At 64.2% G+C, this 26,859-nt stretch carries 26 protein-coding genes, 1 tRNA gene and 1 rRNA gene; 19 read left to right on the top strand and 9 right to left on the bottom strand.

Annotation, left to right across the window (positions count from 1 at the left end; translation table 11 throughout):
* Positions 1-9 precede the first annotated feature (9 nt).
* From rrf to E8F12_RS14330, 4 genes are all read left to right on the top strand, one after another.
* Positions 10-125: ribosomal RNA gene (gene rrf / locus E8F12_RS14345) — 5S ribosomal RNA — on the top strand.
* A gap of 167 nt (positions 126-292) precedes the next feature.
* Positions 293-955 (top strand): paraquat-inducible protein A, encoded by a 663-nt coding sequence (locus E8F12_RS14340; RefSeq protein ID WP_280325919.1) that lies wholly within the window; start codon positions 293-295, stop codon positions 953-955.
* Positions 942-1,565, top strand: coding sequence for a paraquat-inducible protein A (locus E8F12_RS14335; RefSeq protein ID WP_280325918.1), 624 nt, complete (start codon positions 942-944; stop codon positions 1,563-1,565). The genes E8F12_RS14340 and E8F12_RS14335 overlap by 14 nt, the downstream gene beginning before the upstream one ends.
* Entirely contained in the window at positions 1,558-3,849 is a 2,292-nt protein-coding gene (locus E8F12_RS14330; RefSeq protein WP_280325917.1) for an MlaD family protein, read from the top strand. Before E8F12_RS14335 ends, E8F12_RS14330 begins: the two co-directional genes overlap by 8 nt.
* 153 nt (positions 3,850-4,002) lie before the next feature.
* Here E8F12_RS14330 and mksF read toward each other — a convergent pair whose 3' ends face one another.
* From mksF to mksB, 3 genes are read right to left on the bottom strand one after another with little or no spacing between them, the layout of a single operon-like run.
* Entirely contained in the window at positions 4,003-6,843 is a 2,841-nt protein-coding gene (gene mksF, locus E8F12_RS14325; RefSeq protein WP_280325916.1) for an Mks condensin complex protein MksF, read from the bottom strand.
* On the bottom strand, positions 6,840-7,541 hold the full coding sequence (gene mksE / locus E8F12_RS14320) for an Mks condensin complex protein MksE (RefSeq protein ID WP_280325915.1): 702 nt from the start codon (positions 7,539-7,541) through the stop codon (positions 6,840-6,842). Before mksE ends, mksF begins: the two co-directional genes overlap by 4 nt.
* Positions 7,541-8,800 carry an Mks condensin complex protein MksB gene (gene mksB / locus E8F12_RS14315; RefSeq protein ID WP_280325914.1) on the bottom strand — a complete coding sequence of 420 codons (1,260 nt, stop codon included), beginning with the start codon at positions 8,798-8,800 and terminating at the stop codon, positions 7,541-7,543. Before mksB ends, mksE begins: the two co-directional genes overlap by 1 nt.
* A gap of 235 nt (positions 8,801-9,035) precedes the next feature.
* On the opposite strand from mksB, the gene E8F12_RS14310 reads away from it, so the two are divergent.
* From E8F12_RS14310 to E8F12_RS14260, 11 genes are all read left to right on the top strand, one after another.
* Complete coding sequence (locus E8F12_RS14310) at positions 9,036-9,644, top strand: hypothetical protein (protein ID WP_280325913.1); 609 nt, start codon at positions 9,036-9,038, stop codon at positions 9,642-9,644.
* 174 nt (positions 9,645-9,818) lie between these two features.
* Positions 9,819-10,862 carry a DUF6160 family protein gene (locus E8F12_RS14305; RefSeq protein ID WP_280325912.1) on the top strand — a complete coding sequence of 348 codons (1,044 nt, stop codon included), beginning with the start codon at positions 9,819-9,821 and terminating at the stop codon, positions 10,860-10,862.
* A 2-nt stretch (positions 10,863-10,864) separates the two neighbouring features.
* Entirely contained in the window at positions 10,865-11,896 is a 1,032-nt protein-coding gene (locus E8F12_RS14300; protein WP_280325911.1) for a hypothetical protein, read from the top strand.
* Positions 11,886-12,494 (top strand): DUF6160 family protein, encoded by a 609-nt coding sequence (locus tag E8F12_RS14295; RefSeq protein ID WP_280325910.1) that lies wholly within the window; start codon positions 11,886-11,888, stop codon positions 12,492-12,494. Before E8F12_RS14300 ends, E8F12_RS14295 begins: the two co-directional genes overlap by 11 nt.
* Before the next feature lie 10 nt (positions 12,495-12,504).
* Positions 12,505-14,829: a DUF6160 family protein gene (locus tag E8F12_RS14290; RefSeq protein ID WP_280325909.1), complete on the top strand. Its 2,325-nt coding sequence runs from the start codon at positions 12,505-12,507 to the stop codon at positions 14,827-14,829.
* A 282-nt stretch (positions 14,830-15,111) separates the two neighbouring features.
* Positions 15,112-16,662: a 2-isopropylmalate synthase gene (locus tag E8F12_RS14285; protein WP_280325908.1), complete on the top strand. Its 1,551-nt coding sequence runs from the start codon at positions 15,112-15,114 to the stop codon at positions 16,660-16,662.
* Positions 16,659-17,450 carry an energy transducer TonB gene (locus tag E8F12_RS14280; RefSeq protein ID WP_280325907.1) on the top strand — a complete coding sequence of 264 codons (792 nt, stop codon included), beginning with the start codon at positions 16,659-16,661 and terminating at the stop codon, positions 17,448-17,450. The genes E8F12_RS14285 and E8F12_RS14280 overlap by 4 nt, the downstream gene beginning before the upstream one ends.
* The gene (gene rimI / locus E8F12_RS14275) at positions 17,447-17,899 is read left to right on the top strand and encodes a ribosomal protein S18-alanine N-acetyltransferase (RefSeq protein WP_280286963.1); all 453 of its coding nucleotides are present in this window, start codon (positions 17,447-17,449) and stop codon (positions 17,897-17,899) included. Before E8F12_RS14280 ends, rimI begins: the two co-directional genes overlap by 4 nt.
* 70 nt (positions 17,900-17,969) lie before the next feature.
* Complete coding sequence (can, locus tag E8F12_RS14270) at positions 17,970-18,614, top strand: carbonate dehydratase (RefSeq protein ID WP_280325906.1); 645 nt, start codon at positions 17,970-17,972, stop codon at positions 18,612-18,614.
* A 3-nt stretch (positions 18,615-18,617) separates the two neighbouring features.
* Positions 18,618-19,529 (top strand): DMT family transporter, encoded by a 912-nt coding sequence (locus tag E8F12_RS14265; protein ID WP_280325905.1) that lies wholly within the window; start codon positions 18,618-18,620, stop codon positions 19,527-19,529.
* 4 nt (positions 19,530-19,533) lie between these two features.
* On the top strand, positions 19,534-20,532 hold the full coding sequence (locus tag E8F12_RS14260; RefSeq protein WP_280325904.1) for an isocitrate/isopropylmalate family dehydrogenase: 999 nt from the start codon (positions 19,534-19,536) through the stop codon (positions 20,530-20,532).
* A gap of 164 nt (positions 20,533-20,696) precedes the next feature.
* Here E8F12_RS14260 and E8F12_RS14255 read toward each other — a convergent pair whose 3' ends face one another.
* Entirely contained in the window at positions 20,697-20,930 is a 234-nt protein-coding gene (locus E8F12_RS14255; RefSeq protein WP_280325903.1) for a hypothetical protein, read from the bottom strand.
* Positions 20,931-21,040: 110 nt separating this feature from the next.
* On the opposite strand from E8F12_RS14255, the gene E8F12_RS14250 reads away from it, so the two are divergent.
* The 4 genes from E8F12_RS14250 to E8F12_RS14235 all read left to right on the top strand — a co-directional run bounded on the left by E8F12_RS14250 (position 21,041) and on the right by E8F12_RS14235 (position 22,900).
* On the top strand, positions 21,041-21,652 hold the full coding sequence (locus tag E8F12_RS14250; RefSeq protein WP_280325902.1) for an amino acid permease: 612 nt from the start codon (positions 21,041-21,043) through the stop codon (positions 21,650-21,652).
* Between the two features lie 241 nt (positions 21,653-21,893).
* Positions 21,894-22,172, top strand: a complete 279-nt coding sequence (locus E8F12_RS14245; RefSeq protein ID WP_280325901.1) for a type II toxin-antitoxin system RelE/ParE family toxin — start codon at positions 21,894-21,896, stop codon at positions 22,170-22,172.
* Between the two features lie 12 nt (positions 22,173-22,184).
* Positions 22,185-22,490 (top strand): HigA family addiction module antitoxin, encoded by a 306-nt coding sequence (locus tag E8F12_RS14240; RefSeq protein ID WP_280325900.1) that lies wholly within the window; start codon positions 22,185-22,187, stop codon positions 22,488-22,490.
* Positions 22,491-22,513: 23 nt separating this feature from the next.
* Positions 22,514-22,900, top strand: coding sequence for a hypothetical protein (locus tag E8F12_RS14235; RefSeq protein ID WP_280325899.1), 387 nt, complete (start codon positions 22,514-22,516; stop codon positions 22,898-22,900).
* 75 nt (positions 22,901-22,975) lie between these two features.
* On the opposite strand, the gene E8F12_RS14230 is transcribed toward E8F12_RS14235, so the two are convergent.
* The 5 genes from E8F12_RS14230 to E8F12_RS14210 all read right to left on the bottom strand — a co-directional run bounded on the left by E8F12_RS14230 (position 22,976) and on the right by E8F12_RS14210 (position 26,840).
* Positions 22,976-23,052 (bottom strand) — tRNA-Met (locus E8F12_RS14230).
* 380 nt (positions 23,053-23,432) lie between these two features.
* On the bottom strand, positions 23,433-24,533 hold the full coding sequence (gene ychF / locus E8F12_RS14225; protein WP_280325898.1) for a redox-regulated ATPase YchF: 1,101 nt from the start codon (positions 24,531-24,533) through the stop codon (positions 23,433-23,435).
* A 26-nt stretch (positions 24,534-24,559) separates the two neighbouring features.
* Positions 24,560-25,144, bottom strand: a complete 585-nt coding sequence (gene pth / locus E8F12_RS14220; protein WP_280286972.1) for an aminoacyl-tRNA hydrolase — start codon at positions 25,142-25,144, stop codon at positions 24,560-24,562.
* A gap of 37 nt (positions 25,145-25,181) precedes the next feature.
* A complete protein-coding gene (locus E8F12_RS14215) occupies positions 25,182-25,790 on the bottom strand; it encodes a 50S ribosomal protein L25/general stress protein Ctc (protein WP_280325897.1) in 609 nt (202 codons plus the stop codon).
* A 108-nt stretch (positions 25,791-25,898) separates the two neighbouring features.
* Positions 25,899-26,840: a ribose-phosphate pyrophosphokinase gene (locus tag E8F12_RS14210; RefSeq protein ID WP_028629917.1), complete on the bottom strand. Its 942-nt coding sequence runs from the start codon at positions 26,838-26,840 to the stop codon at positions 25,899-25,901.
* Between the last annotated feature and the right edge of the window lie 19 nt (positions 26,841-26,859).

Genomic DNA, 26,859 nt, shown 5'->3' with positions numbered 1-26,859 from the left:
ACCGAATTGCTTGACGATCATAGAGCGTTGGAACCACCTGATCCCATCCCGAACTCAGTAGTGAAACGACGCATCGCCGATGGTAGTGTGGAGCTTCTCCATGTGAGAGTAGGTCATCGTCAAGCTCCTATCCCAAACCCCCGATACGCCCAGGCGTGTCGGGGGTTTGTCTTTGCGCGCAGGAAAGTTGTGGGCAGGAGCCTGAGGCCGGTAGCGCCTCGAAACGCTTGGGTCGCGACCGCGCAGGCCCGCTCGTCTAAAATACCCGCGTTACCCTGAGAGCCATGCCGCCATGCCTGAACAGGCTGATCAACGCCCGTTATCCGAATTACCCTTGCACGATCTGATTGCCTGCCACGAGTGCGACCTGCTGATGCGTCGCCCCGACCTTGGCGAAGAGCAGAAGGCCTGCTGTCCCCGTTGCGGTTACGAGATGGTGGTGCACCGCTCGCAGATGGAGCGACGCGCCCTGGCCCTGGTGGTCACCGCACTGCTGTTGTTCGTCCCGGCCAACTTCCTGCCCATCATGAAGCTCAACCTGCTGGGGCAGACGACCCATGACACCGTCTGGACGGGTGTCCTCGGGCTGTATGACTCCGGCATGGCAAGCGTGGCCATAGTGGTGTTCCTCTGCAGCATGGTCATTCCCCTGATCAAGCTGCTCTGCCAACTGGTGGTGCTGCTCTGCATCAACACCGGCCGTGCCCGGGGCCTGGGCATACTGCTCTATCGCCTGTACCACCACCTGCGGGAGTGGGGGATGCTCGAGGTCTACCTCATGGGCATCCTTGTTTCCATCGTCAAGCTGATCGACCTGGCCGACCTGCACCTGGGTATCGGGCTCGCCTGTTTCATCGGGCTGCTGCTGTCCCAGGTCTGGCTGGAGGTCACCATGTCGCCGCACCAGGTCTGGGATGCGCTGGATGCGGAGGGAGAGTCCCATGCGCGCCATTGATGCCGGCATTGTCGTCTGCGACGAGTGCCACCAACTGAACCGTCCCGAATCGGATGAGGACCACGGCGCCTGCACGCGTTGTGGTTCCCGCCTGCACCCGCGGCGCCCGAACAGCCTGATCCGTACCTGGGCGCTGCTGATCACCGCCGCAATCCTCTACATACCCGCCAATGTGCTGCCGATCATGACGGTGAACTTCTTCGGCAATGGCGCGCCCTCTACCATCATGGGCGGCGTGCTCGAGCTGATCCATGCCGAGATGGTGCCCATTGCCCTGGTGGTCTTCATCGCCAGCATCCTGGTGCCGACTTTCAAGCTTGTAGGCATCGCCCTGCTGCTTTACTCAGTACAGCGGCGACTGCCCATGTCGCCGCGACAACGCATCCTGATGTACCGCTTCATCGAATGGATAGGCCGCTGGTCCATGCTGGATATCTTCGTCATCGCCATCCTGGTGGCGCTGGTGAACTTCGGCAATCTGGCCAGCATCGAAGCCAACCTGGGAGCGGCCGCCTTTGCCAGCGTCGTGATCATCACCATGACCGCGGCGGTGACTTTCGACCCCAGACTGATCTGGGACAACACCGATATGGACGACGAGAATGCCTGAGCTGCCAACGCCCAAAACCCGCAAAACCACGAGTTGGTCCGCCATCTGGGTGCTACCGCTGGTGGCGCTGCTCATCGGCCTCTGGCTGGCCTGGAAGGCCATGAGCGAGGCGGGTATCGAAATCCAGATCCGCTTCGAGAACGGCGACGGCATCCAGGCTGGCAAGACCCAACTGATGTACAAGGGCATCCAGGTGGGCAAGGTGACCGACCTGCACGTCAGTGAGGACATCAAGGGCGTGGTCGCCACGGTCGAGGTGCTCAAAGAAGCCGCCCCCTACCTCAGCGAGGAGACCCGCTTCTGGCTGGTTCGCCCGCGGGTGTCCCTGGCCGGCGTCACCGGCCTGGAAACCCTGGTCTCCGGCATCTACATCGCCATAGACCCGGTGAAGGGCGAGCCGGCGCGGAAATACACCGCCCTGACTGAACCCCCGCCACTCTCCGACTCGCTGCCTGGCTTGCACCTCACCCTCAAGGCCGAACGCCTCGGCTCCCTGGAACAGGGCAGTCCGGTCTACTACCGACAGATCCAGGTCGGCCAGGTGAAGAGCTACCAATTGGCCGAGGATCAGCGCACGGTCGAGATCAAGGTGCATGTCGAGCAGCCCTACGCCCACCTTGTGCGCAAGCACACGCGCTTCTGGAACGCCAGCGGGCTCAATGTCACTGCCGGTCTCTCGGGGGTGAAGATTCGAACTGAGTCCTTGCTCAGCATGGCGGCCGGCGGTATTGCCTTCGCCACCCCGGAGCACCGCCAGGACAGCCCGCCCACCGATCCGAGCATCCCCTTCCGCCTCTACGACGGCTTCGAGTCCGCCGAGGCGGGCCTGCGGGTGCTGCTGCGCATGGACGACGTCAGTGGCCTCAGCCCGGGCAACACGCCGGTGATGTACAACGGCGTGCAGGTCGGCACCTTGAAAAAGCTGGATATGGACAAGGACTTCACTGGCGCCACCGCCGAGCTGACCATGGAGCCGCGTACCGAGGACTACCTGGTGGAGGGCACCGAGTTCTGGACGGTCAAGCCGTCGATTTCCCTGGCGGGCATCACCGGTATCGAAGCCCTGGTGAAGGGCAACTACATTGCCGTGCGCTTCGCCAAGGAGGGGACCCCGACCCGCGAGTTCAACGTTCGGCCCAAGGCGCCTCCGCTGAATACCGACGCCCCCGGTCTGCACCTGGTGCTGACCAGCGACCGCCTGGGTTCCCTGGAGGTCGGCAGCCCCGTGCTGTTCCGCCAGATGCGCGTGGGCAGCGTGCAGAGCTACCAGCTGTCCCGTGATCAGCAGCGCGTGGTCATCGGCGTGCACATCGAGCCCGAGTTCACCAAGCTGGTGAACGAGTCCACGCGCTTCTGGAACTCCAGCGGCGTGACCCTCAAGGGCGGGTTGTCGGGTGTCGAAGTGAAGAGCGAATCCCTGCAGACCCTGCTGGCGGGAGGCATCACCTTCAGCACCCCGGACCCCAAGGCCAAGCCGGTGACCCGTCCACGCCGCTTCACCCTGTACCAGGACGAAGACCTGGCCATCGCCAAGGGCACCCTGATCGAAATTTCCGTACCCCATGCCGACGGCCTCAAGGAAGGTACACCGATACGTTACAAGGGCATCGATGTCGGCGAGGTAGAGTCCGTCAGCCTCGCCAACGACCTTTCCGGTGTGTTGGTCAAGGCGCGCATCATGCAGGCGCCGGATCGCATCGCCCGCGCCGGCAGCCAATTCTGGGTGGTGCGCCCCGAACTCGGCCTGCTGCGCACCGCCAACCTGGAAACCCTGGTCAGCGGCCAGTACCTGGAAGTGCTGCCGGCCAACAAGCCGGGGGCGGCCCAGACCCGCTTCACCGCGCTGGCTGAGGCGCCGGACTCCCTGGCGCGCCAGGAGGGCCTGCGCATCACCCTGAGCGCGCCACGCCGAGGTTCCATCAAGCCCGGCGTGATCGTCAGCTACCGCGAAGTGCCGGTGGGCAAGGTACTGTCCTTCGAACTGGGCAAGACCGCTGACCGCGTGTTCATCCACGCGTTGATCGAGCCGCGCTATGCGCCCCTGGTGCACAGCGGTAGCCGCTTCTGGCACACCAGCGGTGTCGGCGTGGACGCCAGCCTGTTCAAGGGGGTCAAGGTGCGCACCGAATCCCTGGAGTCGCTGATGGAAGGCGGTATCTCCTTCGCGACGCCGAACGAAGCGCAGATGGGCAATCGCGCCCTCGATGGCCAGACCTTCGCCCTGCATGACGACGCCGAGGACGAGTGGCTGACCTGGGCGCCGAAGATTCCGCTGGGCAATTAAAGCTGACTTGCCTCGGCAGCGGTGGAAATTCGCCTCGCGGATTTTCACCCTACGCCGCCCCTCAGCAGGGTGGATCACGCTTTACCGGTTGATTGATTCCAGACCAAAAAAAAGGGCCGCAATTGCGGCCCTTTTGCTTTGCCAGGAAGGTACCTAGGCCGGCTCGGCCGCCGTCTCCGGCTCGTTCGCATCGCTGGCGGCCTTGGCCACCTCGCGGCGCTTGATGAACTTCCAGTCCGCTTCGTCGATGTAGATGCCGTTCGGACCGCTGCCGCCTTCCAGGTCGATGGCGACGTTGGCCGATACCTGCGGCTTCACCGACGCCAGGATGGGTGTGAAGCCCAGTTGCTGGCTGGTCTCGATCAGCGCCTGCTGGTTGCGCTCGTCGATGTCCGCCGCCTCGTCGAGGTAGTAGGGCAGGCGGATGCGCCCAGCCTGCTCGCGGTCCATCAGGTGCAGCAGCAGGTACATGTTGGTCAGCGCCTTGATGGTCATGGTGGTGCCGTTGGAGGCGGCGCCATCGATGTCCGTGTGGATCACCGGCTGGCCGTGCACCTTGGTGATCTCGAAGGCCAACTCGAACAGGTCCTTCAGGCCCAGCTGGTTGCCGTTGGCCGCCACCAGGCGGGCCAGGTACTCCTTGGCTTCCTCGTTCTTCGCATCCTGGTCGGTCGAGTTGGTCAGGTCGAAGACCGAAAGGGTCTCGCCTTCCTCGTACTGGCCGGCGCTGTGGATGATCTGGTCGATGTGCCGCAGGGCTTCCTTGTTCGGCGCCAGGACGATGCGGAAGCTTTGCAGGTTGGAGACCTGGCGCTTGTTGATCTCGCGGTTGAACAGGGCCAGCTGGTGTTCCAGGTTGTCGTAGTCGCTGCGGATATTGCGCAGGGTCCGGGCGATGTCGGTGACCGCTGCGCGGCGCGCCTTGGCCAGGGTCAGGGCTTCGTCCTGGCGGTGCGCGTAGGCGTTTATCAAGAGCTGCAGGCGGCGTTCGGTGTCATCCTCGCTGTCGAACTTGGCCACGCCCTTGAGGCGTACCTGGGCGTAGAGCGCCTCGATCTGGCCGTCGATGCGCTGCAGCGCCTGCCAGGTGTCCTGGTAGTCGTTGAGCAGCGGCAGCAGGTTGTCCAGGCTGTCGTCCACCGGGTCCATGAACGGCTTGCCGAATGGCAGGTCGGCGGGCAGCAGTTGGCGACGGCGCAGGGAGTCTTCGAGGGTGCGATCCTTGGCTTCCAGGTCGGCCAGCTGACGGCCCACCAGCTGCAGCTTGGCGGACAGCTGCTGAACGCGCTCGGTGAAGGCGTCCGCCGAGCGCTTGAGTTCGTCCTGGGTGGCTTCCAGCTGCGCCAGCTCTTCCAGCTTGGCCGGTTCTTCGGCAGCGAGGGTCTGGGTCCTGCGGAAGTCTTCCAGGGCCTTCTGGGCGTCCAGTACGGCCTGGTACAGCTGCTCGGCCTGGGCCTTGCTCGCGGCGCGGTCGGCGGCCACGGATTGCTGGGTCTTGAGCTGCTTCAGCTCGCGTTCCAGGCGGTCCTTCTGGTCGCGCAGGGCGGCGCGGTCGGCCAGGGCCTGCAGGGCCGGCGGCTCGATATGGGACAGGTCGATGGACAGGCCGGGCACCTCGAACTGGCTGCCCTTGAACTGGTCGAGCACGGTTTCCAGGGTCTTCACCCAGGCTTCGCCGTCGTCCAGCTGGATGCCCTTTTCGCCCAGCGGCAGACTGAACAGCTGGCCGTTGAACAGGCGCATCAGGCGGTCCACGTCGGCCTGGGAGAATTCTTCTCGCAGGCGCGAGTAGCTGTTGTTGTCGGCATGGTCGAGCTGCTGCTTGACCGCCTTCAGGCGTTTTTCCAGGTCGCGCAGGCGCTCGTCCAGGTCCTCGGCGGAGAACTGGCGGGACTGCGCGAGCGCACCGGCCAGCTCGTCGTGGGCGTCCTTGGCGGCGAGCAGTTGCTGCTCCAGCACCTTGGCATCGTCCACCAGGGCGAAGCGGTTCTTCAGCACTGCCAGCTCGCCCAGCCAGCGCTGGCTTTCGGTGATGGCGCGTTCCAGGCGCATCATTTCCTGGGTGCCGCCACGTTGTTCGTTCTGCAGGCCGTCCTGCTCGCCGCGGTAGTGCTCGGCCTGGATCACCAGCTCCTCGCGGCGGGCGGTGGAGTAGTCCTGCCAGGTGCCCAGCAGGGTATCCAGCAGCGGCGAAATCCGGTGCAGCTTGCCGCGCAGCACTTCGCGCTGGGTCACGCCCGAGGCCAGGGCTTCCACCAGCGGGCCGGCGGCTACCAGGGCCTGGTAGTCCTGCTCCATGCGGCGCACGTCGCGGAAGGCCTCTTCGCAGGCAGCGATGTAGTCCACGCTGCCGGAGCGCAGGCTGTGCTCGAAGGCGTCGAGGAACAGCTGCTTGAGCTTGGCCGCGGTGATCTCGCGCATGTGTAGCAGGTTGATGAACAGCGAGCGGAAGGTCTTCAGGCTCTGTTCGCTGGTGGAGCGCAGCGGGATCAGGGTCAGGTCCAGCGGGATAGAGGTATGGCCACCCACCAGCAGGCGCCGCAGCTCATCGGGCTTGAGCTCGTAGGCCTTGATGCCCTCGCGCTCCAGGCTGTTGAACAGTTCGCGCTGGCGCAGGCAGGTGCCGTCACGCTGGTAATGCTCCAGGTTCAGCTCGCCGCGGTAGGCGAAGAACTGGTGGCCGAAGCCGCCGCCCGGGCCGCGACCGGCTACGCCGATCACATGGGGGCCGTGGGGCAGGGAGACTTCGACCAGGATGTAGCTGGTGTCGGTGGCGAAGTAGAACTTGCGCGACTGCTCCAGGCTGTACTTGCCGAAGCTCATGTCTGACATGCGCGCCAGGATGGGGAACTGCAGCGCGTTGATCGATGCCGACTTGCCGAGGTTGTTGGCGCCGTATATCGACAGCGGGGTTTCCAGCGGGAACAGACCGAGGCTGTAACCGGCGGTGTTCAGCAGGGCGAAGCGGCGGATGCCGTAGCGTTCCTGGCTCATGCGTCCTCCTCCTGGGCTGCGCGTTCTTCGGCCATGGCGCGGGCCAGGGCGTCTTCTTCGGATACTTCGACTTCGCCAGGGATGTCGATGGGGACGATGGTGTCGCCGCTGTCGTCGTCCATCAGCACCGGGGTGTGCAGTTCCAGGTCGGTGCTGTGCAGGCTGGCGGCGAGGTCGCGGTCGTGCTGCACGGCCAGGCACACGTCGAGGAAACGGTGCATGGGCGGCAGGAAGCGGTACACGCCGTTGCTGTCCTCGGCGAAGCCGAGCTGGGTAAGGCGGCGGATGACCTTCTCTTCCAGTTCTTCATGGGTGGTCACCTCGGCCTGGTGGAACAGGTCGCGGTACTTCTCCAGCAGGGCCGGCAGCTCGTCGCGGCCGATGCTGCCGCCGTCGAGCACCGAGAGCGGGTCGCGGCCCTGGTCGGCCAGGTGCTCGACCAGGATGAAGGTGAACAGCGCCAGACGCTGGGCGGTCTTGTTCACCTGGGCGCCCATCTGTTCCGGCACGAAGTAGTAGAAACCGCGCGGGTCGCAGACCAGCTCGAAACCGAGGCCCTTGAATAGGGCGCGGTACTGGTCCTGCATGGTGGACAGCTGGGCGTAGCACTCCGGCTCGCTGCGGGAGAGGTGGTAGCCCTTGAACAGCTCGCGGAAGATGGGCGCCAGCTGGGTCATTTCTTTCAGGTCGATATTCATCAGGAAGTCTTCTCGGCCGCGGCGGGTTGGCTCTTGATCAGGGCGTAGGAGCTCAGACTGACCTGGTGCTCGGCGGTCAGGTATTCACGGCGCTCCAGGCGATCGCGCGAAAAGCGCGCATCGCGGGACAGGCGCGAGAACCAGTAGAGCAGCTCGTCGGTGGCGCCTTCGGGTTCCTGTTCCAGCAGCCAGACCATCAGGTCCGGCAGCGGCAGGGCCTGCTCGCAGCGGTCGAGCATTTCCCGCGCGGTCTTCGGCGAGCGTGGGGCGCTGGCCTTGCGCTGGCTGCCGGATTTGGGGAAGTGCGCCGGCTTGGGCTGGAAGCGCGCCAAGGCGTAGACATAGGCTTCCACCTGGGAGCCGCTGCCGAGGAAGGTGCTCTGCGGCCGGGTGAAAAGCGGCAGGGCCGCCTGGGGCACGGCGTCCAGGCCCTTCTTGCGGATCACCGACAGCGCCAGGGCGGCGCCGCGGGTCACGGCGTTGTGCCGTCGGGCTTCCTCGCGCAGCGGCAGCAGCAGCTCGCGGGCCTTGCGCAGGGTCAGCTGGGCGCTGGTCTGCATTTCCAGGATGCGCGCGTGGGTCCGCAGCAGCAGGTCGTCGTCCACCAGTTGGCCGAGGCGCTGCTGTTCGCCCAACAGGCGCAGCAGCACCTGCTCGACGCGGCGCACGCCCTGTTCGAAGGCGCCGTCGGCGGCCACCAGCTGGATCATCGGCTCGACGTACTCGTCCCAGGTGGCCAGCACTTCGGCATAGCGCTGGCGCAGGGGAATCTGCCGGTCACTGGTCTTGGCCCGGTCGGCCACGGCGACCAGCGCCTGCTCGTCGTTGTCGAGCTTCTTCAGTACGTCGCGCACGCGCATGTCGAGCAGGCGCAGCTGGCGCGCCAGGTCGTTGCCGTCGCGGATCTCGAAGGCTTCCTGGATATAGCCGGCGAGGCGTTCCAGGTGGCGCAAGTAGGCTTCGATCTCCAGGCACAGCCCGAGGCGGTGTTCGCGCCGCAGGTAGGCGAGGAAGTCGTGGATCTGCGCGTTCAGCTCGAAGCGGTTCGGGCTCTTGGCCACGGGAACGAGGATGTCCAGGCGCACCCAGAGGTCGAGCAGGGCGGTCACGTCGGTGGGCGTGCCCTCCGGCAACTGGGCGGCGAGCTGCACGCGCAGTTCGACCAGACTCAGGGTGCCGGTATCGAAACGCTCGCAGAGCGGTTCGAGCAACGTCCAGTGTTCGGCTAGGGCGCGCAGTACGCGCTTGGGATCGATCATCGATTGGCCGGGTTCGCTGAAAAAAGAGGCGATTGTACTTCAGGTTGCCGGTGGCGATTCAGCTTCAACCGATCAGAGGAGCGACGCGCGCCCGAGACTGACGTTTTTCGGCAGTTTGCGACTGGCATCGTGCTATCAGATGCCGCGAAAAGGGCCAAAAGCCCCGTTCAAGTGCTTGAATTCCTTGGCATGTTTTCTGCGTTGTCGAACCATTCGCTGTTCGATCGCAGGAACCATGAGCCCCGAACCCGCCCTATTCGCCGATGCCCGCTGGGCCGAGCTGGAATGCCAGACCGACCTGGACTGGGACCTCGACGCCATCACCAATCGGCAGGAGGCCATTGCCTTCCTGATGCGCTTCGAGAGCCGCCTCTGCGTCTACTCGCCCTACGTCGAGAAGCTCTACAGCAGCTACAGCTTCGTGGTGCCGGAGGAGGAGCACGGCAGCATCACCATCCTCCCCGACGAGCGCGCCTGGCACGACATCTTCCACGAGGTCGCCGCCGACGCTGTGCTGCCCACCGGCATCCATATCCTGCCCGGAGAGGTACTGGGCAGCACCGGGCTCTACCTGAAGATTCCCGGCGAGCATCGCCTGAGCCCCTCCCTCGAACTGCCTTTCCAGGCTGGCCTCAAATTGCTGATCCGGCGTTACCAGGCGCGCGGCGAGCAGTTCCTGCCGGTGCTGGCGAAAGGCGATCTGCGCGAATACGAGGCGCGCATGCCCTCGCTGCACCTGCACCGCATCGACCCGTGCCGCCTGGGACGCATCTCCCGGCTGGACGTGGAGGTCATCAAGGGCACCATAGCCGAGCACCTGATCGGCCTGTTCCGCCAGGGCTGAAGCCGGCGTTACCCGCTGTGGCGATGGGTAACAGCCGACCATCGGCCGGCAAATAGCCATCGCCCATTGACTCGACTATGGGTCGGGACGCTTCGCGGCGGGGCTCCTTATAGTGGTCGGAAAGGGGGCGAGCCGGCAGCGCGTCTCCATACAAGAACAACCAGGGAAGTCGCCATGGGTTCGATACTGCTTCCAGCCTGGCAGCTGATGGCTGTTTGCTTTGCGGGGCTGTTCTGCGCATCCGTCGCCCAGGCGCGGATGGAGGAAATGGGGGACGACGAACTCTCCGAAGTCACCGGCCAGGCCTTCATCAACCTCACCACCGACGCCAATGCCGGGATCAACTACACTCGGGTCAACTTCGGCGTAAATGTCGACACCCAGCTCAATATCAAGAAGCTCCAGCTCGGCCAGTACGACGACCTGCTGACCCGGACCGGCGAGGCCGCCGGCTCGTCCGACATCCTGATCAACAACTTCGCCCTGGGCACGGTCAACGCCGATGGCTCGGTGAACCCCTTCAAGATCGCCAATCCCTTCGTCGAGCTGGCGTACTCCGGCAGCAAGGTGGTGGGCGTGCGCATCGGCTTCGGCGAGTCCAAGGGTGTACTCTCAGGCGACATCCAGAGCCTGACCGGCAGTATCCCGGTGCATATCAAGGGCACCGGCAACGCCATCTACGACAAGTCCAACTTCCTTCAGCAGAGCGCCCTGTTCCTGGCCGGCGTGTACCGCAGCAGCATAGTCGAGGCCGACGCCGAACTGGTGACCGCCCAGGGTGTGGCGGACCCGATTCGCGCCGGCATGTCCGGCATCAAGAACGGCGATGGCATGACCTGCACTTCGGGCTGCGCCGGAGGCTGGACCGATGCCCTGCTGGGCGCCTTCGCCTCGCAGAACTGCAGCATCCTCGGCATCTCCACCTGCTTCCCGCTGTCGCAGTTCCAGTCCCTGCCGGTGGGCAACGTCAGCAACATGAGCAATATGGAAGGTGCGGCCCGGGGCTTCTTCATCTCCTTCCAGACCCAGGACCTGGCCTGGAAGGACATGGACCGCAACGCCTTCATCACCGCCCTCAAGGGCGCCTTCATGAACATGCCCAAGTACAAGGATGCCAACGGCAACCTGGTGGCGCCGATCAACATCAACTTCGACCAGGCATTCAATGGCATTCCGCGCCAGGACACCTGCCTCGGAACGGCCACGGCGGGGTGCTGAAGATGCCGAGATCGCTGCCTTTGCTGGGCTTCGCCCTGCTCGCAAGCCTGGCGCGGGCCGAACTCCAGGCCCTGGACGACCAGGAGTTGTCCGGCGTGCAGGGGGCGGGGATCGGCTTCGTGCTGGACAGCGTGCTGATGGATGCCGGCAACGCCACCATCACCATCAACGACATCACCAATGGTAGCGGGCAGAACGTGCCTATCGCGGTGAAGGAGTTCTACCTCGGCGCCGCCGGCAGCAACAAAGGCGCAAACCTCAGCCCGGTGACCATCGGCCGGCTCAGCCAACCCTTCGCCCTCAACCTGGCCAAGGGCGAAGCCATGCTTACCCTGCGCGACGACGGGCAGTGGGTGCAGACCACCCCCAGCAACGTCACCGTCCTCGAATTCGTGTTCCCCGAGCGCCTCACCGGTGCCGCCGGCCAGCCCTGCATCACCGGTTTCGCCGCGGCAGGCAACAACTGCTCCAGCCGGGCCAGCGAGAAGGTCGACCTGGGGATACGCTTCGACTTCCAGGTGGCCGCCGGGCGCACCGATATCCTCAATCTGGACTTCGCCGAGCTGGCGATGGACGGCTCCTACCTGCGCCTGTGGGGTGACAGCAGCCGCAACCAGATGGTCGGCGAGGCACGCATCAACCTATTCACCAAGAGCCTGCAGATCATGAGCTGCGCGGCCAACACCAGCGGCTGCACCACCGCCACTGAGCAGCGCGACCGCACCATCTTCCTCAACAACGCCTACGCCAACATTTCCCTCGGCTACGGCAAGACCCAGCCGTTGCTGTTCGACGTGAGCAGCAACGGCCAGTTCGTGCTCGAACTGCCCAACCCCACTGCCTCCGGCACCACCCAGGCACAGAAGGACGCCCTGGCCGCCGACTTCTACGCCAATGCCCCGCGTACCAACATCGTCATCAACAGCCTTCAGGCCGGCAGCGGCAGCTTCAGCAGTGGCGGCTACAACTTCGGCTACAACGCCATCCAGGGCCTCGGCATCAACTACCTGAGGGTGACCAGTCATGACCTCTAAGGTGCTCTACCTGACGGCGCTGCTGATGCTGCCGAGCCTGGCACGGGCCGAGCTGCAGGCGCTGGAAGACGCCGACCTGAGCCAACTGAGCGGGCAGGGCGGGGTCTACCTCTCCGGCGAGTTCAGCATCAACAAGAACGGCGGCGTGCTGTGGAACACCCCGGCCTCCAACGACGCCGCCACCTGGACGGTCAATCAGCGCAGCTGCGCCACCGCCGGCAGCGCCACTCCGGAAACTTGCGGCCTGCGCATCGCCATCCGTACCGAGGCCAACGGCGGCTGGTACGTGCTGGACAACCTCAAGGGCATCTTCAGCTTCGAGGGCCTGACCCTGAATACCCGCACCATCACCAGTGGCTTCGGCGGCGATGGTGCGGCTTTCAACCAGGACGTGCTGGCATTCGGACTGCCTAACGAGGTGCGTTTCAAGGACGGCAGCTTCGCCTTCGGCGTGGCCAACCAGGGCGGCTGGCAGAACAAGGCCGGTACCCTCGCCAACGGCGGCAATCCCGGTTACCAGCAGACCAACATCTTCTCGGCGAAGATCGACGGCACCATCCGCATGCAGGGCAGCGTGCTGATCTTTCCGAAGAACTGAGGAACCGACCATGCGCCCAGCCCCCTTGCTGCTCGGTATGCTCCTCGCCTCCCAGGCCCAGGCCATGGAAGCGCTGGACGACTCCGCCATGTCCTCGGTCAGCGGCCAGGGCGGTATCAGCCTGGAAACCTCCAGCCAGGGCTGGTCGGCCGACAGCGTCAGCTACAGCGAGGACGGCCGCAGCCTGAACCTGCGGGACGTGAGCAACCGCGCTGCCAACGGCGGGGCCAGCACGTCCAGTTCCACCCTCGACGTGGAGGACGGCCAACTGCAGATCGAGCACGCCGCAAGCCCCCAGGTACTGGCGGTGAACAACATCGAAATGGACGGTAGCAGCAAGAGCTTCGGCGCCTTCCGCGCCTTCTATACGCTTGGCGCGACCCTGCACCTCAAGGGCGGCGGGGCCAGTGGCGTCAGCGGCGTTTCCATCGACGACAGCCGGCTGTCCCTCACCGATGTGACCTTCTACTACCGAGACAACGGCTTCGACCTGATCGTCAAAGGCCTGTCCTTCGACACCTACCTGGACAACGCCTACCTGGACATTGTCAATGGTGGCAGCGGCCAGGAGGTCAAGCTGAACCTGGGGGATGCGCGCTTCATCGGCACAGTGGGCGGCATCGGCCTCGACCTCGCCCATGGCGACCCCGCCGCCTCGCCCGTGACCCCGAATGCGCCGGACCTGCGCGACGCCGGCGCCAGCCGCAGCTTCGGCAGGCTGAGCATGGACTTGCGCCTGGGCGGCAGCCTCAGCATCGCCAGCGGGGGCGCCAGTGGCGACGGCATCCGCATCCGCCCCGACCTGAATATCGGCAGCAGCCTGTTCCAGTACCAGGATGAAGGTATCCTGCGCGCCGAGAACTTCTCCGGCACCCTGCGCAGCCTCGGCGGCCTGACGCTCGACCTGGCCCAGGACGTGGGCGGCAGTTATGCACAGGTGGCGTTCCAGGACCTCAAGCTGAACGCCACACTGGGTGGGCTGATCATCGGCAACCCGACCAATCAGAAGCTCGGCAGCTTGGCCATCGACCTCAACTTCGCCGACGACGGCGCCAGGCAGAACTGGCTCAAGCTGCGGCCGGGCGGCGATCCCAACTCTGGGGCCAAGGGGCTGACCGCCGATATCAGCTGGAACATGGCCAACAGCTCGGTTTCCCTCACCGATAACGGCAACAGCATGTGGTTCAGCGGCCTGCGCACCCACGGCACCGGCCAGCTCACCCTGGACCTGACCAAGAGCTGCGCGGGCGGGGCGAGCACCGGCTGCTATGCCGGTACCCAGAGCGACATGAGTAAGGGCAACTACAACGGCCATTTCGACGGCCTGCGCCTGGGCCTTGCCAACATCAAGGGCGGCTACAGTTTCGACGGCCTGCGGGTGGGCTCGTCCACCGCACCGCTGCAGGGCGGTACCGAACTGCTGGTGCTGATGGAAATCTTCCCGGCCTACGACTTCACCCTGAACGGCCAGATCACCCTGCTGCCGGGTGGCAAGAGCGGCGACGGCCTGCGCTACAGCGCCGACTTCTACTTCACCGACGCCCGCGCCGCGATCACGGTGGACGAAAACGGCAAGGGCCTGTGGCTGGCCGGCACCAATTACGACATGCACTTTCGCGATGGCTCGGTGGACGTGAGCAACAACGGCGTGGAGCTGAGCAAAGGCTCCTACTGGTCCAAGCTGGACGTCGCCGACCTGCGCTGGGGCGACCGCAGCACTGGCACCAGCCTCGGCCGGTTGGTGCTCAAGCGCTTTGAACAGGGCTCCACCCTGGCGCTAAGCTCCGGCGGTGCTGGCGCCCTTTGCGTCGGCGGCAGCGGCGCCAATGCCGGCGCCTGCTCGGCCGGCGGCGGGCGCTGGGAAGACCGGGGCAACGAAGGGGTGTCGGTGAAGCTGAAGAACGTCTTCGTCCGCGACACGGCCGTGGAAAGCAGCAGCAATGGCGTGGCTACCGACGAGAAGCGCAACCAGATCGTCTGGGAAACCAACCGCGTCAACGGCGCGGCCGGCAGCGGCAGCCAACTGGTTGTGGATAATTTCTACACCTCGGACGGCAACCCCAGTGACCCCAACGCCAACAGCTATGGCTTCAATGCCGATATCAACCTTGACGTGGCGCCAACCAAGGTCTGCACGAACAGTGGTGGCAGCTGCACGACGGTTACCCCCGATCCCCTGGGCTTCGCGGTGAACGGCCGTATCCACTTCAAGGAAGTCAACGTCGAGCGCCTGCAACACGTCCATCCCACCGGCGGCGCTGTCACTTCCATGTACGGCATCAAGGTGCAGAACGCCGATATCGGCACCAACCTCACGGCTACGCCGATCAACTGAGGTCGGCTGTTCGCTTTTCGTGGGGGCGAATTTATTCGCTAACCGGACCGTAGGTTCGGCCAGGGGGGCACCGGGGCTGCTGCGCAGCCCTTAGCGAATGAATTCGCCTCCACAGTAAAAGCTCCGCCAAAGGTTTCCCCCTCGCCGCCACCCGCCCACCGACCTTTCCGCCCACCGCTTTTCACGCCACAATTCCCTGATCTGGAGCCGTCGCCACAAGCAGTCCGGCGCCATCAGCCTGAGCCCCGGCCGCACGCACGGTGGGGCCGTGAGGAGCAAGACATGAGCAGCAACGATCGCGTCATCATCTTCGATACCACCTTGCGGGACGGCGAGCAGAGCCCTGGTGCCTCCATGACCAAGGAAGAGAAGCTGCGCATTGCCAAGGCCCTGGAACGCATGCGGGTGGACGTGATCGAGGCCGGCTTCGCCATCGCCAGCCCCGGCGACTTCGAGGCGGTCAAGGCCATCGCCGGCAGCATCAGGGACAGCACCGTGTGCAGCCTGTCGCGGGCGGTGGACGCCGATATCGACCGCGCCGCCGAGGCCCTGGTCGGTGCCAACTCCGCGCGCATCCACACCTTCATCGCCACCAGCCCCATCCACATGCAGTACAAGCTGCGCATGCAGCCGGACCAGGTGGTGGAACAGGCGGTCCGCGCGGTCAAGCGCGCGCGCAACCTCTGCGAGGACGTGGAGTTCTCCTGCGAGGACGCCGGCCGCTCCGAGATCGACTTCCTCTGCCGCATAATCGAGGCCGCCATTGATGCCGGCGCCCGCACCATCAACATTCCCGATACGGTCGGCTACGCCATCCCCCACCAGTACGCGGAAACCATCCGCCAGCTGCTGCAGCGCATCCCCAATGCCGACAAGGCGATCTTCTCGGTGCACTGCCACAACGACCTGGGTCTGGCCGTGGCCAACTCCCTGGCTGCGGTGGCCGTCGGCGCCCGCCAGGTGGAATGCACCATCAACGGCCTGGGCGAGCGCGCTGGCAACGCCGCGCTGGAAGAAATCGTCATGGCCATCAAGACTCGCCAGGACGTCCTTGGCGTCTACACCAACATCGACACCCCGCACATCCTCAGCACCTCGCGCCTGGTCTCCGGTATCACCGGTTTCCCGGTGCAGCCGAACAAGGCCATCGTCGGCGCCAACGCCTTCGCCCACGAATCTGGCATCCACCAGGACGGCGTGCTCAAGCACCGCGAGACCTACGAGATCATGTCCGCCCAGTCCGTCGGCTGGAACACCAACAAGATGGTGCTGGGCAAGCTCTCCGGGCGTAATGCCTTCCGCACCCGCCTCGACGAGCTGGGCATTGCGCTTGCCAGCGAGGCCGAGCTGAACGCCGCCTTCACCCGCTTCAAGGAGCTGGCGGACAAGAAGCACGAGATCTTCGACGAGGACCTGCAGGCACTGGTCTCCGACACCCTGGGCGACGAAGCCCCGGAACACTTCAAGCTGGTCTACCTGGAAGTGGCGTCCAAGACGGGCGAGGTACCGCACGCCAAGCTGGTGCTGGCCATCGACGGCGTCGAGCAGGGCTCCAGCGCCGAGGGTTCCGGCCCGGTGGACGCCACCTTCAAGGCCATCGAAAGCCTGGCTTCCTCCGAGGCCAGCCTGCAGCTCTACTCGGTCAATGCCATCACCGAGGGCACCGATTCCCAGGGCGAAGTGACTGTGCGCCTGGAAAAAGCCGGACGAATCGTCAACGGCAATGGCGCCGATACCGATATAGTGGTGGCCTCCGCCAAGGCCTACCTCAATGCGCTGAACCTGATGCAGGCAGGTGTGCGCAGGGCTCATCCACAGGTTGCTGACGTTTGATAGCTGAACTCCGTCGTCGCGCGTATCTCAATGCCATGCAGGTAGCCACCTGGCTGCCGCGCGTGGCATTGCCCTTTGCCGCGCCCTCCCGCCCCGAACTGCTCGCCCCGGCTCCGGAAGTCCCCCTCGAGGACGCACCAAAGCCGGTCGCCGAGACCACTCCGGCCAGCCCGGTCGCCGAAGCGCGCCCGGCCTCCACCCGGCCGAAGATCGAGATCCCCCGGCCCGGCAGCACGCCGCGCCAGGCCGTGCAGCTCGAGGCCAGCGCCGAGCCCGAGGCCACGCCGGCCAAGGTCGAAGTGCTGCCTCCGCCGCGCTTCTCCATGCAATTGCTGCGCGCCGGCAACTGCATGCTGCTGGTGGAGTTGCCCACCGGTGAGCCCTTCCAGAGCCGCGACCCGGCCTACCTGCTGCTGAAAGACCTGCTGCGCGCCGCCGGCCTGCCCGACAGCCCGCAACTGATCGGCGAGCCGGTACGCTGGCCGCTGCTCAGCCGCGGCAGCATGGACCAGGGCCCCGACGCGGCCCGCGACTTCGTCCAGGGCTTCGTCGGTGTACGCCTGGAAGAGCAGGGCGAGTGCGCCTGCCTCTGGCTGGTGGGATTGCCGGCGGTGCGCTTTGCCGGCGAAGCCGATAGCGAGGCCTTCAACCGCGAACTGCAGGTCGAAGGCCTGGGCGCCGCCTGGGCACTGCCGGGCCTCGAACTGTTGATGGACGAGCCTCAGCGCAAGGCCGAACTCTGGCAAGCCATGCGCCGTGTGATGCGCCGCTGGAAGAACACCGAATGACCGATGCTGTTTCCTTCCGCCCGATGACCGAGGCGGACCTCGATGCCGTACTGAAAATCGAATTTGCCGCTTTCAGCCACCCCTGGACCCGCGGCATCTTTAACGACAGCCTCAAGTCCTACGACTGCTGGCTGATGTTCGAAGGTGGCCAGCAGGTCGGCCACGGCGTGATCAACGTGATAGTCGGCGAAGCCCATTTGCTGAACATCACCGTCAAGCCGGAAAGCCAGGGCCGCGGCCTCGGCCTGCGCCTGCTGGAGCACCTGATGGAGCGCGCCCGCGAACTCCAGGCCGGGGAATGCTTCCTCGAAGTGCGCGCGAGCAACCAGTCCGCCTACCGGCTGTATGAGCGTTACGGCTTCAACGAGATCGGCCGCCGGCGCGACTACTACCCGGCCGTGGGCGGGCGTGAAGACGCCTTGGTGATGGCCTGCACCCTGATCGACTGAGCCCGACGCCGGCCATTGCCAAAGCTCCCGGCGCTCCGTAAGGTGCGCCAGCCAGAAAAGGAGAAGAAGCATGAGCGACCTGCAACAGCTGATCGACAACAACGCGCGCTGGGCCGAAAACATCAAGCAGCGCGACCCGGACTTCTTCTCCAAGCTCGCCAAGCAGCAGGTGCCGGAATTCCTCTGGATTGGCTGCTCCGACGCCCGCGTGCCGGCCAACGAGATCGTCGGCATGCTGCCCGGCGACCTCTTCGTCCACCGCAATGTGGCCAACGTGGTGCTGCACACCGACCTCAACTGCCTGTCGGTCATCCAGTACGCCGTGGACGTGCTCAAGGTGAAACACATACTGGTGACCGGCCACTACGGCTGCGGTGGCGTCCGCGCCGCCATGCGCGACACCCAGTACGGCCTGATCGACGGCTGGCTGCGCACCATCCGCGACCTCTACTACGAGCAGCGCGACCACCTGGCGACGTTTGCCACCGAGGAAGAGCGGGTGGACCGCCTCTGCGAGCTGAACGTCATCCAGCAGGTGGCCAACGTCAGCCACACCACCATCGTCCAGAATGCCTGGCACCGTGGCCAGGAGCTTTCCGTCCACGGCTGCATCTACGGCATCAAGGACGGCATCTGGAAGAACCTCAACGTTACCGTCAGCGGCATGGAGCAACTGCCGCCGCAGTACCGCCTGCGCCCACTCGGACAGAACTGAACCATGCCACAACAAAGCAGCCGGGCCGTCGGCCTGGCTTGGCTCGGCCTGCTCGTGGCCAGCCTCTTCTGGGCAGGCAACGCCCTGGTGGCCCGCGCCTTCCACGACGCCATCCCGCCCTTCACCCTGGCCTTCTGGCGCTGGAGCCTGGCCCTCGCCATCCTCCTGCCCTTCGTTGCACGACCCATGTGGGAACACCGCAGCCAGCTGCGCCGTGCCGGCTGGCGCCTGCTGCTGGTGGCTGCCCTTGGGATCAGCACCTTCAGCGTGCTGCTCTACTTCGCCGCGCGCACCACGGTGGCCATCAACCTGACCCTGCTCAACACCTGCCTGCCGCTGGCTACCTTCATCGGCGCCGGGGTGCTGCTCAACGAATGGCCACCCAGGCGCGCCTGGCTCGGCCTTGTGGTGGCGACCGTCGGCCTGCTGGTGCTGATCGCCCAGGGGCGGTTGGCGCAACTGGCCGCGCTGTCGTTCAACCCCGGCGACCTGATCATGCTCGTTGCGGTGCTCGACTGGGCCCTCTACACCCTGTTGTTGCGCCGCTGGAGCCACTACTTCCAGTTTCCGCCGCTGGTGTTGCTGGGGGCGCTGGTGCTCTGCGGCGTGCCCCTGCTGTTGCCCTTCTACCTGCTGGAACTGGCCAGCGGGCAGACCTTCGAACGCTCTGTGGATAACCTCGCCGCCATTGTCTACACCGGCATCTGCGCCTCGCTGCTGGCCTACCTGCTGTGGAACCAGGGCATCCGCGTGCTGGGCGTGGCCAAGGCCGTGCTCACCAATTACCTGATGCCAGTTTTCACCGCCTTGCTCGGCTACCTGCTGTTGGGCGAGGGACTGCAGGCTTACCATTGGTTCGGTGGGGCGCTGATCTTTGCCGGCCTGTTGTTGGCGACGCGACCCTCCCTGAGGTGAGCCCATGTACAAGCTTGTCGTGATTCCCGGGGACGGCATTGGCCGCGAGGTGGTGCCGGTGGCCGTGCAAGTGCTGGAGAAACTCCTGCCCGACCTGCAGACGGTGGAAGCCGAAGCAGGCTGGGACTGCTTCCAGCGCCACGGCAGCGCCGTGCCGGATGCTACCTTCCAGGCCCTGCTCGAGTGCGGGGCCGGCCTGTTCGGCGCCGTCTCGTCTCTCACCGGTCAACGGGTCGTCGGCTACCGCAGTGCCATCCTGCAATTGCGCCAACAGCTCAAGCTCAACACCAACCTGCGCCCGGTGCGCAGCTGGCCCAGCATTTCCCCCAGGCCGGGGGTCGACCTCATCCTCCTCTGCGAGAACAGCGAAGGCCTCTACTGCGGCCGCGAACACTGGGAATCCGAAGGCGTGGCCATCGCCGAATGGGTCATCAGCCGCGACGCCACCCAGGCCCTGGCCCTGCGCGCGCTGGAAGTGGCCAAGGCACGCAAGGCCCGACGCATCACCCTGGTCCACAAGGCCAATGTCCTGCCCGTCACCTGCGGCCTGTTCCGCGACACCTGCCGCGAAGTGCTGGAAGGCGAAGGCTGGGCCGCCGAACTCGACGAACGCCTGGTGGATCTCGCTGCCCTGCAACTGGTGGAGCAGCCCGAAGCCTTCGACCTGATCGTTACCAGCAACCTCTTCGGCGACATCCTCTCCGACCTCGCCTGCCACTGGAGCGGCGGTCTTGGCCTCGCGCCTTCCCTCAACTGGGGCCAGGACATAGCCCTGGCCGAACCCATCCACGGCAGCGCCCCCGACATCGCCGGCAGCGGCCGCGCCAACCCCCTGGCCGCGATCCTCAGCACCGCCTTGTTGCTGCGCTACCACTGGCAGAAACCCGCCCTGGCCAAGCGCCTGGAGAAGGCTGTGGAAAACTTCCTGCTGGAAGAAGGCAAGGCTGACTTCGGCTTCGAAACCACCCGAGTGGTGGGCCAGGGCATCCTCGCCGCGTTGTAGCCGGCCAGCTCCAGGCGAATTCCAATAGATTCCCTCTCAGCTCCTACTCGCCTGGCACGGACAGCTCCCTCTCACTCCGGGAGAGGGCCAGGGTGAGGGAAGTTGGACATCGCAGGGGGCCTCGCCCCCCAAAAGAAAACCCCGCCGAAGCGGGGTCCACGGAGTCAACTGGAGTCGAGTGCCAGGGACTCCGGCATCGGCAGGGCACGCTCCTCCAATACCAGCATCCGCTTTGGCGCCCGCAACTCGATCCGCGCCGTGCCATTGGCTATCGGCCCGACCAGGATCTCGATGCCTTCCGCCTTCAGCATCTCCATCAACACTGATTCGCTGACTCCTTCCAGAACCCTCAATGTCAGAACGTCACCTTCCCTGCGCTCGCCAACATGAATCTGCATGTGGATTGCCTCGCATGGATGACTGCGCAACGTCATCACGAAGCGTGAGTCCGGGTCTATGCGATGAAGAAGCTTTCAGAATTTTCCTAATTGTTGACGGGATAGGGGGAGTGGAAGCGGCCCGATTGCCGACCGGCATCGGCGTCGGCCTTTTCCTCGGTTCGGTCAAGGCGATCCAGATGGCCGGTCCGGCTATCATGCTCTCCTACATCATCGGCGGCCTCGCCATCCTGGTGATCATGCGCGCCCTCGGCGAGATGGCCGTGCACAACCCCGTGGCCGGCTCCTTCAGCCGCTACGCCCAGGGCTACCTCGGCCCGCTGGCCGGTTTCCTCACCGGCTGGAACTACTGGTTCCTCTGGCTGGTGACCTGCGTGGCGGAAATCACCGCCGTGGCCATCTACATGGGCGTCTGGTTCCCCGAGGTGCCGCGCTGGATCTGGGCACTGATCCTGCTCGCGCAGCTGAAATTCCGCAGCGGCCTGAGCCAGACCGAGCGGGACAAGCTGCAATTCAGGATGTGGCTGTTCCCGGTGAGTTCCTACCTGGCTCTGGCGTTCCTGGTGCTGGTGGTGGTGCTCATGGCCTTCTTCGAAGACACCCGCATCGCCCTCTATATCGGCCCGGCCTTCCTAGTGCTGCTCACCGTGCAGTTCAAGGTGCTGAACCTCGGCACCCGTGAAGAAACCCGCGGCGCAGTAGTCGGCAACGCCGCCTCCTGATCCGCGCTGTAAAGCAAAACACCCCGACTCGTCGGGGTGTTTTTGTTTGGGGCAAGGCTGGTTCCGTATGCTGGCGCTGAGCGCAGCGAAGCCCAACGGCCCAAAAGAACATCTCGCCTCGCCGGATCATTTGGAGTCGGCGCTGAGGTTGTCACCTCTCGCGCAGAGTCGTCATTCGGTGGTGGCACTGTGCGGTAGCGTGGGTTAGTATTGTTTAACGCTTAACGTTAAGGATTAAAGCGTGATTCTGAGCTTTCGATGTCAGGAAACCCAAGCTCTGTTTGAAACGGGCGATTCGCGGCGCTGGCGGAACATTCTGAATGTCGTCACCCGCAAGCTGGCGATGCTAAATGCAGCCACCGAGCTCCGAGATTTGCGATCTCCACCGGGCAATCGGTTGGAGCAGTTGGCTGGGAACAGGGCTGGGCAATACAGCATCAGGATCAACGATCAGTGGCGAATCTGCTTTGAGTGGACTGGGGCGGGCCCTGAAAACGTTGAGATAGTCGATTACCACTGAGGAGGAGGCATCATGGCAATCAATGGCATGCGCCCCATTCACCCTGGAGAGATTCTGCGGGAGGAGTTCCTGGAGCCCCTGGGCATCGCTCCGGCCGCACTCGCTCGTGCGCTACATGTGTCCGCACCGACCGTGAACGATATTGTGCGTGAGCGTCGTGGGATCACGGCTGATATGGCCCTTCGCCTGGGCCGCTACTTCGACACGTCCGCCCAGTTCTGGATGAACCTGCAGACTGAGTATGCTTTGGCGACCACCTACGCTGAGGCAGGCGAAGAGATTGAGCATGAGATAGAGCCGCTGCGAGCGGTCGGATAGTTACCCTCACCTAGGAAACTGAAATGGAATTCAGCCTTTTAGGCTTCAAGGCTTTTGACATAGGGCTTCTTATCGCCTGTACCTTTGGCGCAGTCTTCGGGAGCATAGTTCAGGCTATTCTCGCCACGATTGACCACGATGGCCCGCCAAAAAACCGCGATGAGCTGAAGATTGCCCCGCCTGATCTCCAGGTCACTAGAGGTCTCTGGATAAGCATGCGGCTGTTTGTGGGCGGGGTTCTTGGCTTCGTTTTTGGCCTTTATTTCATCGGCATGCTTAACGAATCTCCAGCTACGTTTGCACGTATCTGGGCGCTTTCGTTCGTTGTTGGCTATGCCGCTCCCAAGATCTGGTCGCTCAAGAGTGATCGTCTGGTGAGGCAGTTAAAGGCGGAGGATGTTTCGTCGTAGACAGGGTGTAGTCACTTTGTAGTCACTACCCCAGAAAACACAAAGGGTTAGCTTTCGCTAACCCTTTGTTTTGTATGGTGGCTACACCGGGACTTGAACCTGGGACATCAGCATTATGAATGCTGCGCTCTAACCGACTGAGCTATGTAGCCGAGTGGCGCGCATTTTCCGTATCTCTCAGGGCGATGTCAACCCCTTCGCTTAGATAATTTTGTGATCTTTCAATCGTTTAGGCGGCGGGTTCGTCTTCAGGGGCGCGCGACGGGTTGGCGTGCTCGTTTGGCGGGAGAGGGGGGAAGGACGGGGACATGTCTGGGATGGGGCGATGGGTATCGCTTCGCTCGCGGATCGCCGCCCGACCCATTCTTGGGATGCCGGTTGGGGCAGATGTCGGGCGCGGGGTTGCGGGTTGGGCTGAGTTGGTCAAGCCCGGCAGCGGAGTCGTTGGGTTTGTTGGCTTTGCGGAGCTCAGCCGCAACCTACGGGTTGCGCTGCAAAGAAAAGCCCCGGAGGTCCGGGGCTATTTCGTGGATCAGACGTTGAAGCGGAAGTGCATCACGTCGCCGTCCTTGACGATGTAGTCCTTGCCTTCCAGGCGCCATTTGCCGGCTTCCTTGGCACCGTTTTCACCCTTGTACTGGATGAAGTCGTCATAGGCGACCACTTCAGCGCGGATGAAGCCTTTCTCGAAGTCGGTGTGGATAACTGCGGCGGCTTGCGGGGCGGTGGCGCCAACACGGACGGTCCAGGCGCGTACTTCCTTCACGCCGGCGGTGAAGTAGGTCTGCAGGTTGAGCAGGTCGTAGCCGGCACGGATCACGCGGTTCAGGCCCGGCTCTTCGAGGCCGAGGGCTTCGAGGAACATGTCCTTCTCTTCGCCGTCGTCGAGTTCGGCGATCTCGGCTTCGATCTTGTTGCAGACCGGTACCACGATTGCGCCTTCTTCTTCGGCGATGGCTCTCACCACGTCCAGGTGCGGGTTGTTGTCGAAGCCGTCCTCGGCGACGTTGGCGATGTACATCACCGGCTTGCTGGTAAGCAGATGGAAGCCGCGAACGAGGCGCTTCTCCTCGTCACCCAGGTTCTTCAGCAGAGAGCGCGCCGGCTTGCCTTCGCTGAAGTGGGGGATGAGTTTTTCCAGCAGGGCTTTCTGCGCCAGGGCGTCCTTGTCGCCACCCTTGGCGTTGCGGGCGACCTTCTGCAATTGCTTCTCGCAGCTATCGAGGTCGGCGAAGATCAGTTCGAGCTCGATGATCTCGATGTCGCGCTTGGGGTCGACGCTGTTGGAAACGTGGATGACGTTGTCGTCTTCGAAGCAGCGCACCACGTGGGCGATGGCGTCGGTCTCGCGGATGTTGGCGAGGAACTTGTTGCCCAGGCCTTCGCCTTTGGAGGCGCCCGCCACCAGGCCGGCGATGTCGACGAATTCCATGGTGGTGGGGATCACACGCTCGGGCTTGACGATCTCGGCCAGGGCGTTGAGGCGCTGGTCGGGCATCGGCACGATGCCGCTGTTCGGCTCGATGGTGCAGAAGGGGAAGTTCTCCGCAGCGATGCCGGACTTGGTCAGGGCGTTGAACAGGGTGGACTTGCCGACGTTGGGCAGGCCTACGATGCCGCAATTGAATCCCATGGTATGTGCCTCTGCGCGGAGTGGGGTCAAGCCTTCTGGCTGTGCAGCTTCTGCATCGCTTTGGTCCAATCACCGGCGAGCATTTCCGGCAGCACGCCGAGGGCGAAGTCGATGCTGGTGTCCAGGAGTTCCTGCTCGCTGCGCGGAGCGCGGCTGAGTACGAAACCGGAAACCAGGCTGCTGTGCCCCGGATGGCCGATGCCAAGCCGCAGGCGATGGAACGAATTCTGGTTGCCGAGCTGGGCGATGATGTCGCGCAACCCGTTGTGGCCGCCGTGGCCGCCGCCGGTCTTGAGCTTGGCGACGCCGGGGGGCATGTCGAGTTCGTCGTGGGCCACCAGGATGGCCTCGGGGGGAATGCGGAAGAACCCAGCCAGGGCCGCTACGGACTGGCCGCTGCGGTTCATGTAGGTGGTGGGGATCAACAGACGAACGTCGCGGCCTTGATGGGAGAATTTCCCGACCAGGCCGAAATACTTCTTGTCGAGGCTCAGGTTGGCGCGTTCGCGGTCCGCCAGGCGCTCAACGAAAAGGGCCCCCGCGTTATGCCGGGTCTGGTCGTATTCAGGGCCGGGGTTACCCAGGCCGACGATCAGTTGGATGGCAGTCACTACAGGGGCCCTTTATCAGGCTATGCAGAGTAAGAAATTACTCGGCGGCGCCTTCCTCGTCTTCCTTCACCACGCGGGAAGCGTGGATGTTGGCAACTGCCAGGTCGTTGCCGTGGGCCAGGGCCACCAGCTCAACGCCTTTCGGTGCCTTGATGTCGGACAGGTGAATGGTCTGACCGACTTCGACCTTGGCCAGGTCGACTTCGATGAACTCCGGCAGGTCTTTCGGCAGGCAGGAGACTTCGACTTCGGAGATGGTGTGGGAAACTTCGCCGCCGCCTTGCTTCACGCCAACGGAGGTAGCTTCGTTGATGAAGTGCAGGGGTACGTGGGCGGTCAGTTTCTGGCCGGCAACTACGCGCTGGAAGTCAGCATGCAGTACGAAGCCTTTGGCCGGATGACGCTGCAGGGCCTTGATCAGAACGGTTTCGGTAGCGCCGGAAACGTTCAGGGCGATCACGTGGCTGAAGGCAGCTTCGTTTTCCAGCAGCTTGGCCAGGTCTTTGGCCAGCAGGCTTACGGATTGCGGGGCTTTCTCGCCGCCGTATACAACAGCGGGAACCAGGTTGGCGTTACGACGCAGGCGGCGGCTCGCACCTTTCCCCAGGTCAGAACGCGCTTCGGCATTCAGGGCAAACTCGGACATTGCATTTCTCCAAAATAACCAAAACGCCCGTAATGCTTGCGACCAGCATCCGGGCGGTTGGGCAAAAAGCCCCGCCGTAGCGGGGCGCGTATCGTCAGGGATGCCCGCTTAGCGGAACATCGCGCTGATCGATTCCTCATTGCTGATGCGGCGAACCGCTTCAGCCACAACCGGTGCGATATCCAGCTGGCGGATACGCGAACAGGCTTGCGCCGCGGCGGACAGGGGGATGGTGTTGGTCACCACCAACTCGTCCAGCACGGAATTTTCGATGTTCTCGATGGCACGGCCGGACAGCACCGGGTGGGTGCAGTAGGCGTACACCTTGGCGGCGCCGTGGTCCTTCAGGGCCTTGGCGGCGTGGCCGAGGGTGCCAGCGGTGTCGACCATGTCGTCGACCAGCACGCAGGTGCGGCCTTCGACATCGCCGATGATGTGCATGACTTCGGACTGGTTGGCCTTGGGACGACGCTTGTCGATGATGGCAAGGTCGACGCCCAGGGACTTGGCCACGGCACGGGCGCGAACCACGCCGCCGATGTCCGGAGAGACGATCATCAGGTTTTCGAAGCGCTGGTCTTCGATGTCATCGACCAGGACCGGGGAGCCGTAGATGTTGTCCACGGGGATATCGAAGAAGCCCTGGATCTGGTCGGCGTGCAGGTCGACGGTGAGCACGCGGTCGATACCGACCACGGTCAGCATGTCGGCCACTACCTTGGCGCTGATTGCCACGCGGGCGGAGCGCGGACGGCGGTCCTGGCGGGCATAGCCGAAGTAGGGGATGACTGCAGTGATGCGGGACGCCGAGGAACGGCGGAAGGCGTCGGCCATCACCACCAGTTCCATCAGGTTATCGTTGGTCGGTGCGCAAGTCGGCTGGATCAGGAAGACGTCCTTGCCGCGGACGTTCTCGTTGATTTCAGCACTGATTTCGCCGTCGGAGAACTTGCCTACGGAGGCATCGCCGAGGGGGATATGCAGTTGACGAACGACGCGACGCGCCAGATCGGGGTTGGCATTCCCCGTGAAGACCATCATCTTGGACACGCGCAGTACCTGCCGGCTG

Source organism: Pseudomonas sp. BN102 (assembly GCF_029871245.1).
Taxonomy (GTDB): Bacteria; Pseudomonadota; Gammaproteobacteria; order Pseudomonadales; family Pseudomonadaceae; genus Metapseudomonas.
This window is presented reverse-complemented; position numbering and strand designations above follow the sequence as displayed.

What these genes read in the sequence shown, in the direction of transcription:
- E8F12_RS14310 (WP_280325913.1), top strand. Translation starts at nt 9,036, where the DNA reads ATGAGCCCCGAACCCGCCCTATTCGCCGATGCCCGCTGGGCCGAGCTG.
- E8F12_RS14255 (WP_280325903.1), bottom strand. Translation starts at nt 20,930, where the DNA reads ATGCAGATTCATGTTGGCGAGCGCAGGGAAGGTGACGTTCTGACATTG.
- E8F12_RS14240 (WP_280325900.1), top strand. Translation starts at nt 22,185, where the DNA reads ATGGCAATCAATGGCATGCGCCCCATTCACCCTGGAGAGATTCTGCGG.
- E8F12_RS14300 (WP_280325911.1), top strand. Translation starts at nt 10,865, where the DNA reads ATGCCGAGATCGCTGCCTTTGCTGGGCTTCGCCCTGCTCGCAAGCCTG.
- mksE (WP_280325915.1), bottom strand. Translation starts at nt 7,541, where the DNA reads ATGAATATCGACCTGAAAGAAATGACCCAGCTGGCGCCCATCTTCCGC.
- rimI (WP_280286963.1), top strand. Translation starts at nt 17,447, where the DNA reads ATGACCGATGCTGTTTCCTTCCGCCCGATGACCGAGGCGGACCTCGAT.
- E8F12_RS14335 (WP_280325918.1), top strand. Translation starts at nt 942, where the DNA reads ATGCGCGCCATTGATGCCGGCATTGTCGTCTGCGACGAGTGCCACCAA.
- mksF (WP_280325916.1), bottom strand. Translation starts at nt 6,843, where the DNA reads ATGAGCCAGGAACGCTACGGCATCCGCCGCTTCGCCCTGCTGAACACC.
- mksB (WP_280325914.1), bottom strand. Translation starts at nt 8,800, where the DNA reads ATGATCGATCCCAAGCGCGTACTGCGCGCCCTAGCCGAACACTGGACG.
- E8F12_RS14305 (WP_280325912.1), top strand. Translation starts at nt 9,819, where the DNA reads ATGGGTTCGATACTGCTTCCAGCCTGGCAGCTGATGGCTGTTTGCTTT.
- E8F12_RS14340 (WP_280325919.1), top strand. Translation starts at nt 293, where the DNA reads ATGCCTGAACAGGCTGATCAACGCCCGTTATCCGAATTACCCTTGCAC.
- can (WP_280325906.1), top strand. Translation starts at nt 17,970, where the DNA reads ATGAGCGACCTGCAACAGCTGATCGACAACAACGCGCGCTGGGCCGAA.
- E8F12_RS14260 (WP_280325904.1), top strand. Translation starts at nt 19,534, where the DNA reads ATGTACAAGCTTGTCGTGATTCCCGGGGACGGCATTGGCCGCGAGGTG.
- E8F12_RS14290 (WP_280325909.1), top strand. Translation starts at nt 12,505, where the DNA reads ATGCGCCCAGCCCCCTTGCTGCTCGGTATGCTCCTCGCCTCCCAGGCC.
- E8F12_RS14235 (WP_280325899.1), top strand. Translation starts at nt 22,514, where the DNA reads ATGGAATTCAGCCTTTTAGGCTTCAAGGCTTTTGACATAGGGCTTCTT.
- E8F12_RS14295 (WP_280325910.1), top strand. Translation starts at nt 11,886, where the DNA reads ATGACCTCTAAGGTGCTCTACCTGACGGCGCTGCTGATGCTGCCGAGC.
- ychF (WP_280325898.1), bottom strand. Translation starts at nt 24,533, where the DNA reads ATGGGATTCAATTGCGGCATCGTAGGCCTGCCCAACGTCGGCAAGTCC.
- E8F12_RS14285 (WP_280325908.1), top strand. Translation starts at nt 15,112, where the DNA reads ATGAGCAGCAACGATCGCGTCATCATCTTCGATACCACCTTGCGGGAC.
- E8F12_RS14265 (WP_280325905.1), top strand. Translation starts at nt 18,618, where the DNA reads ATGCCACAACAAAGCAGCCGGGCCGTCGGCCTGGCTTGGCTCGGCCTG.
- E8F12_RS14215 (WP_280325897.1), bottom strand. Translation starts at nt 25,790, where the DNA reads ATGTCCGAGTTTGCCCTGAATGCCGAAGCGCGTTCTGACCTGGGGAAA.
- E8F12_RS14330 (WP_280325917.1), top strand. Translation starts at nt 1,558, where the DNA reads ATGCCTGAGCTGCCAACGCCCAAAACCCGCAAAACCACGAGTTGGTCC.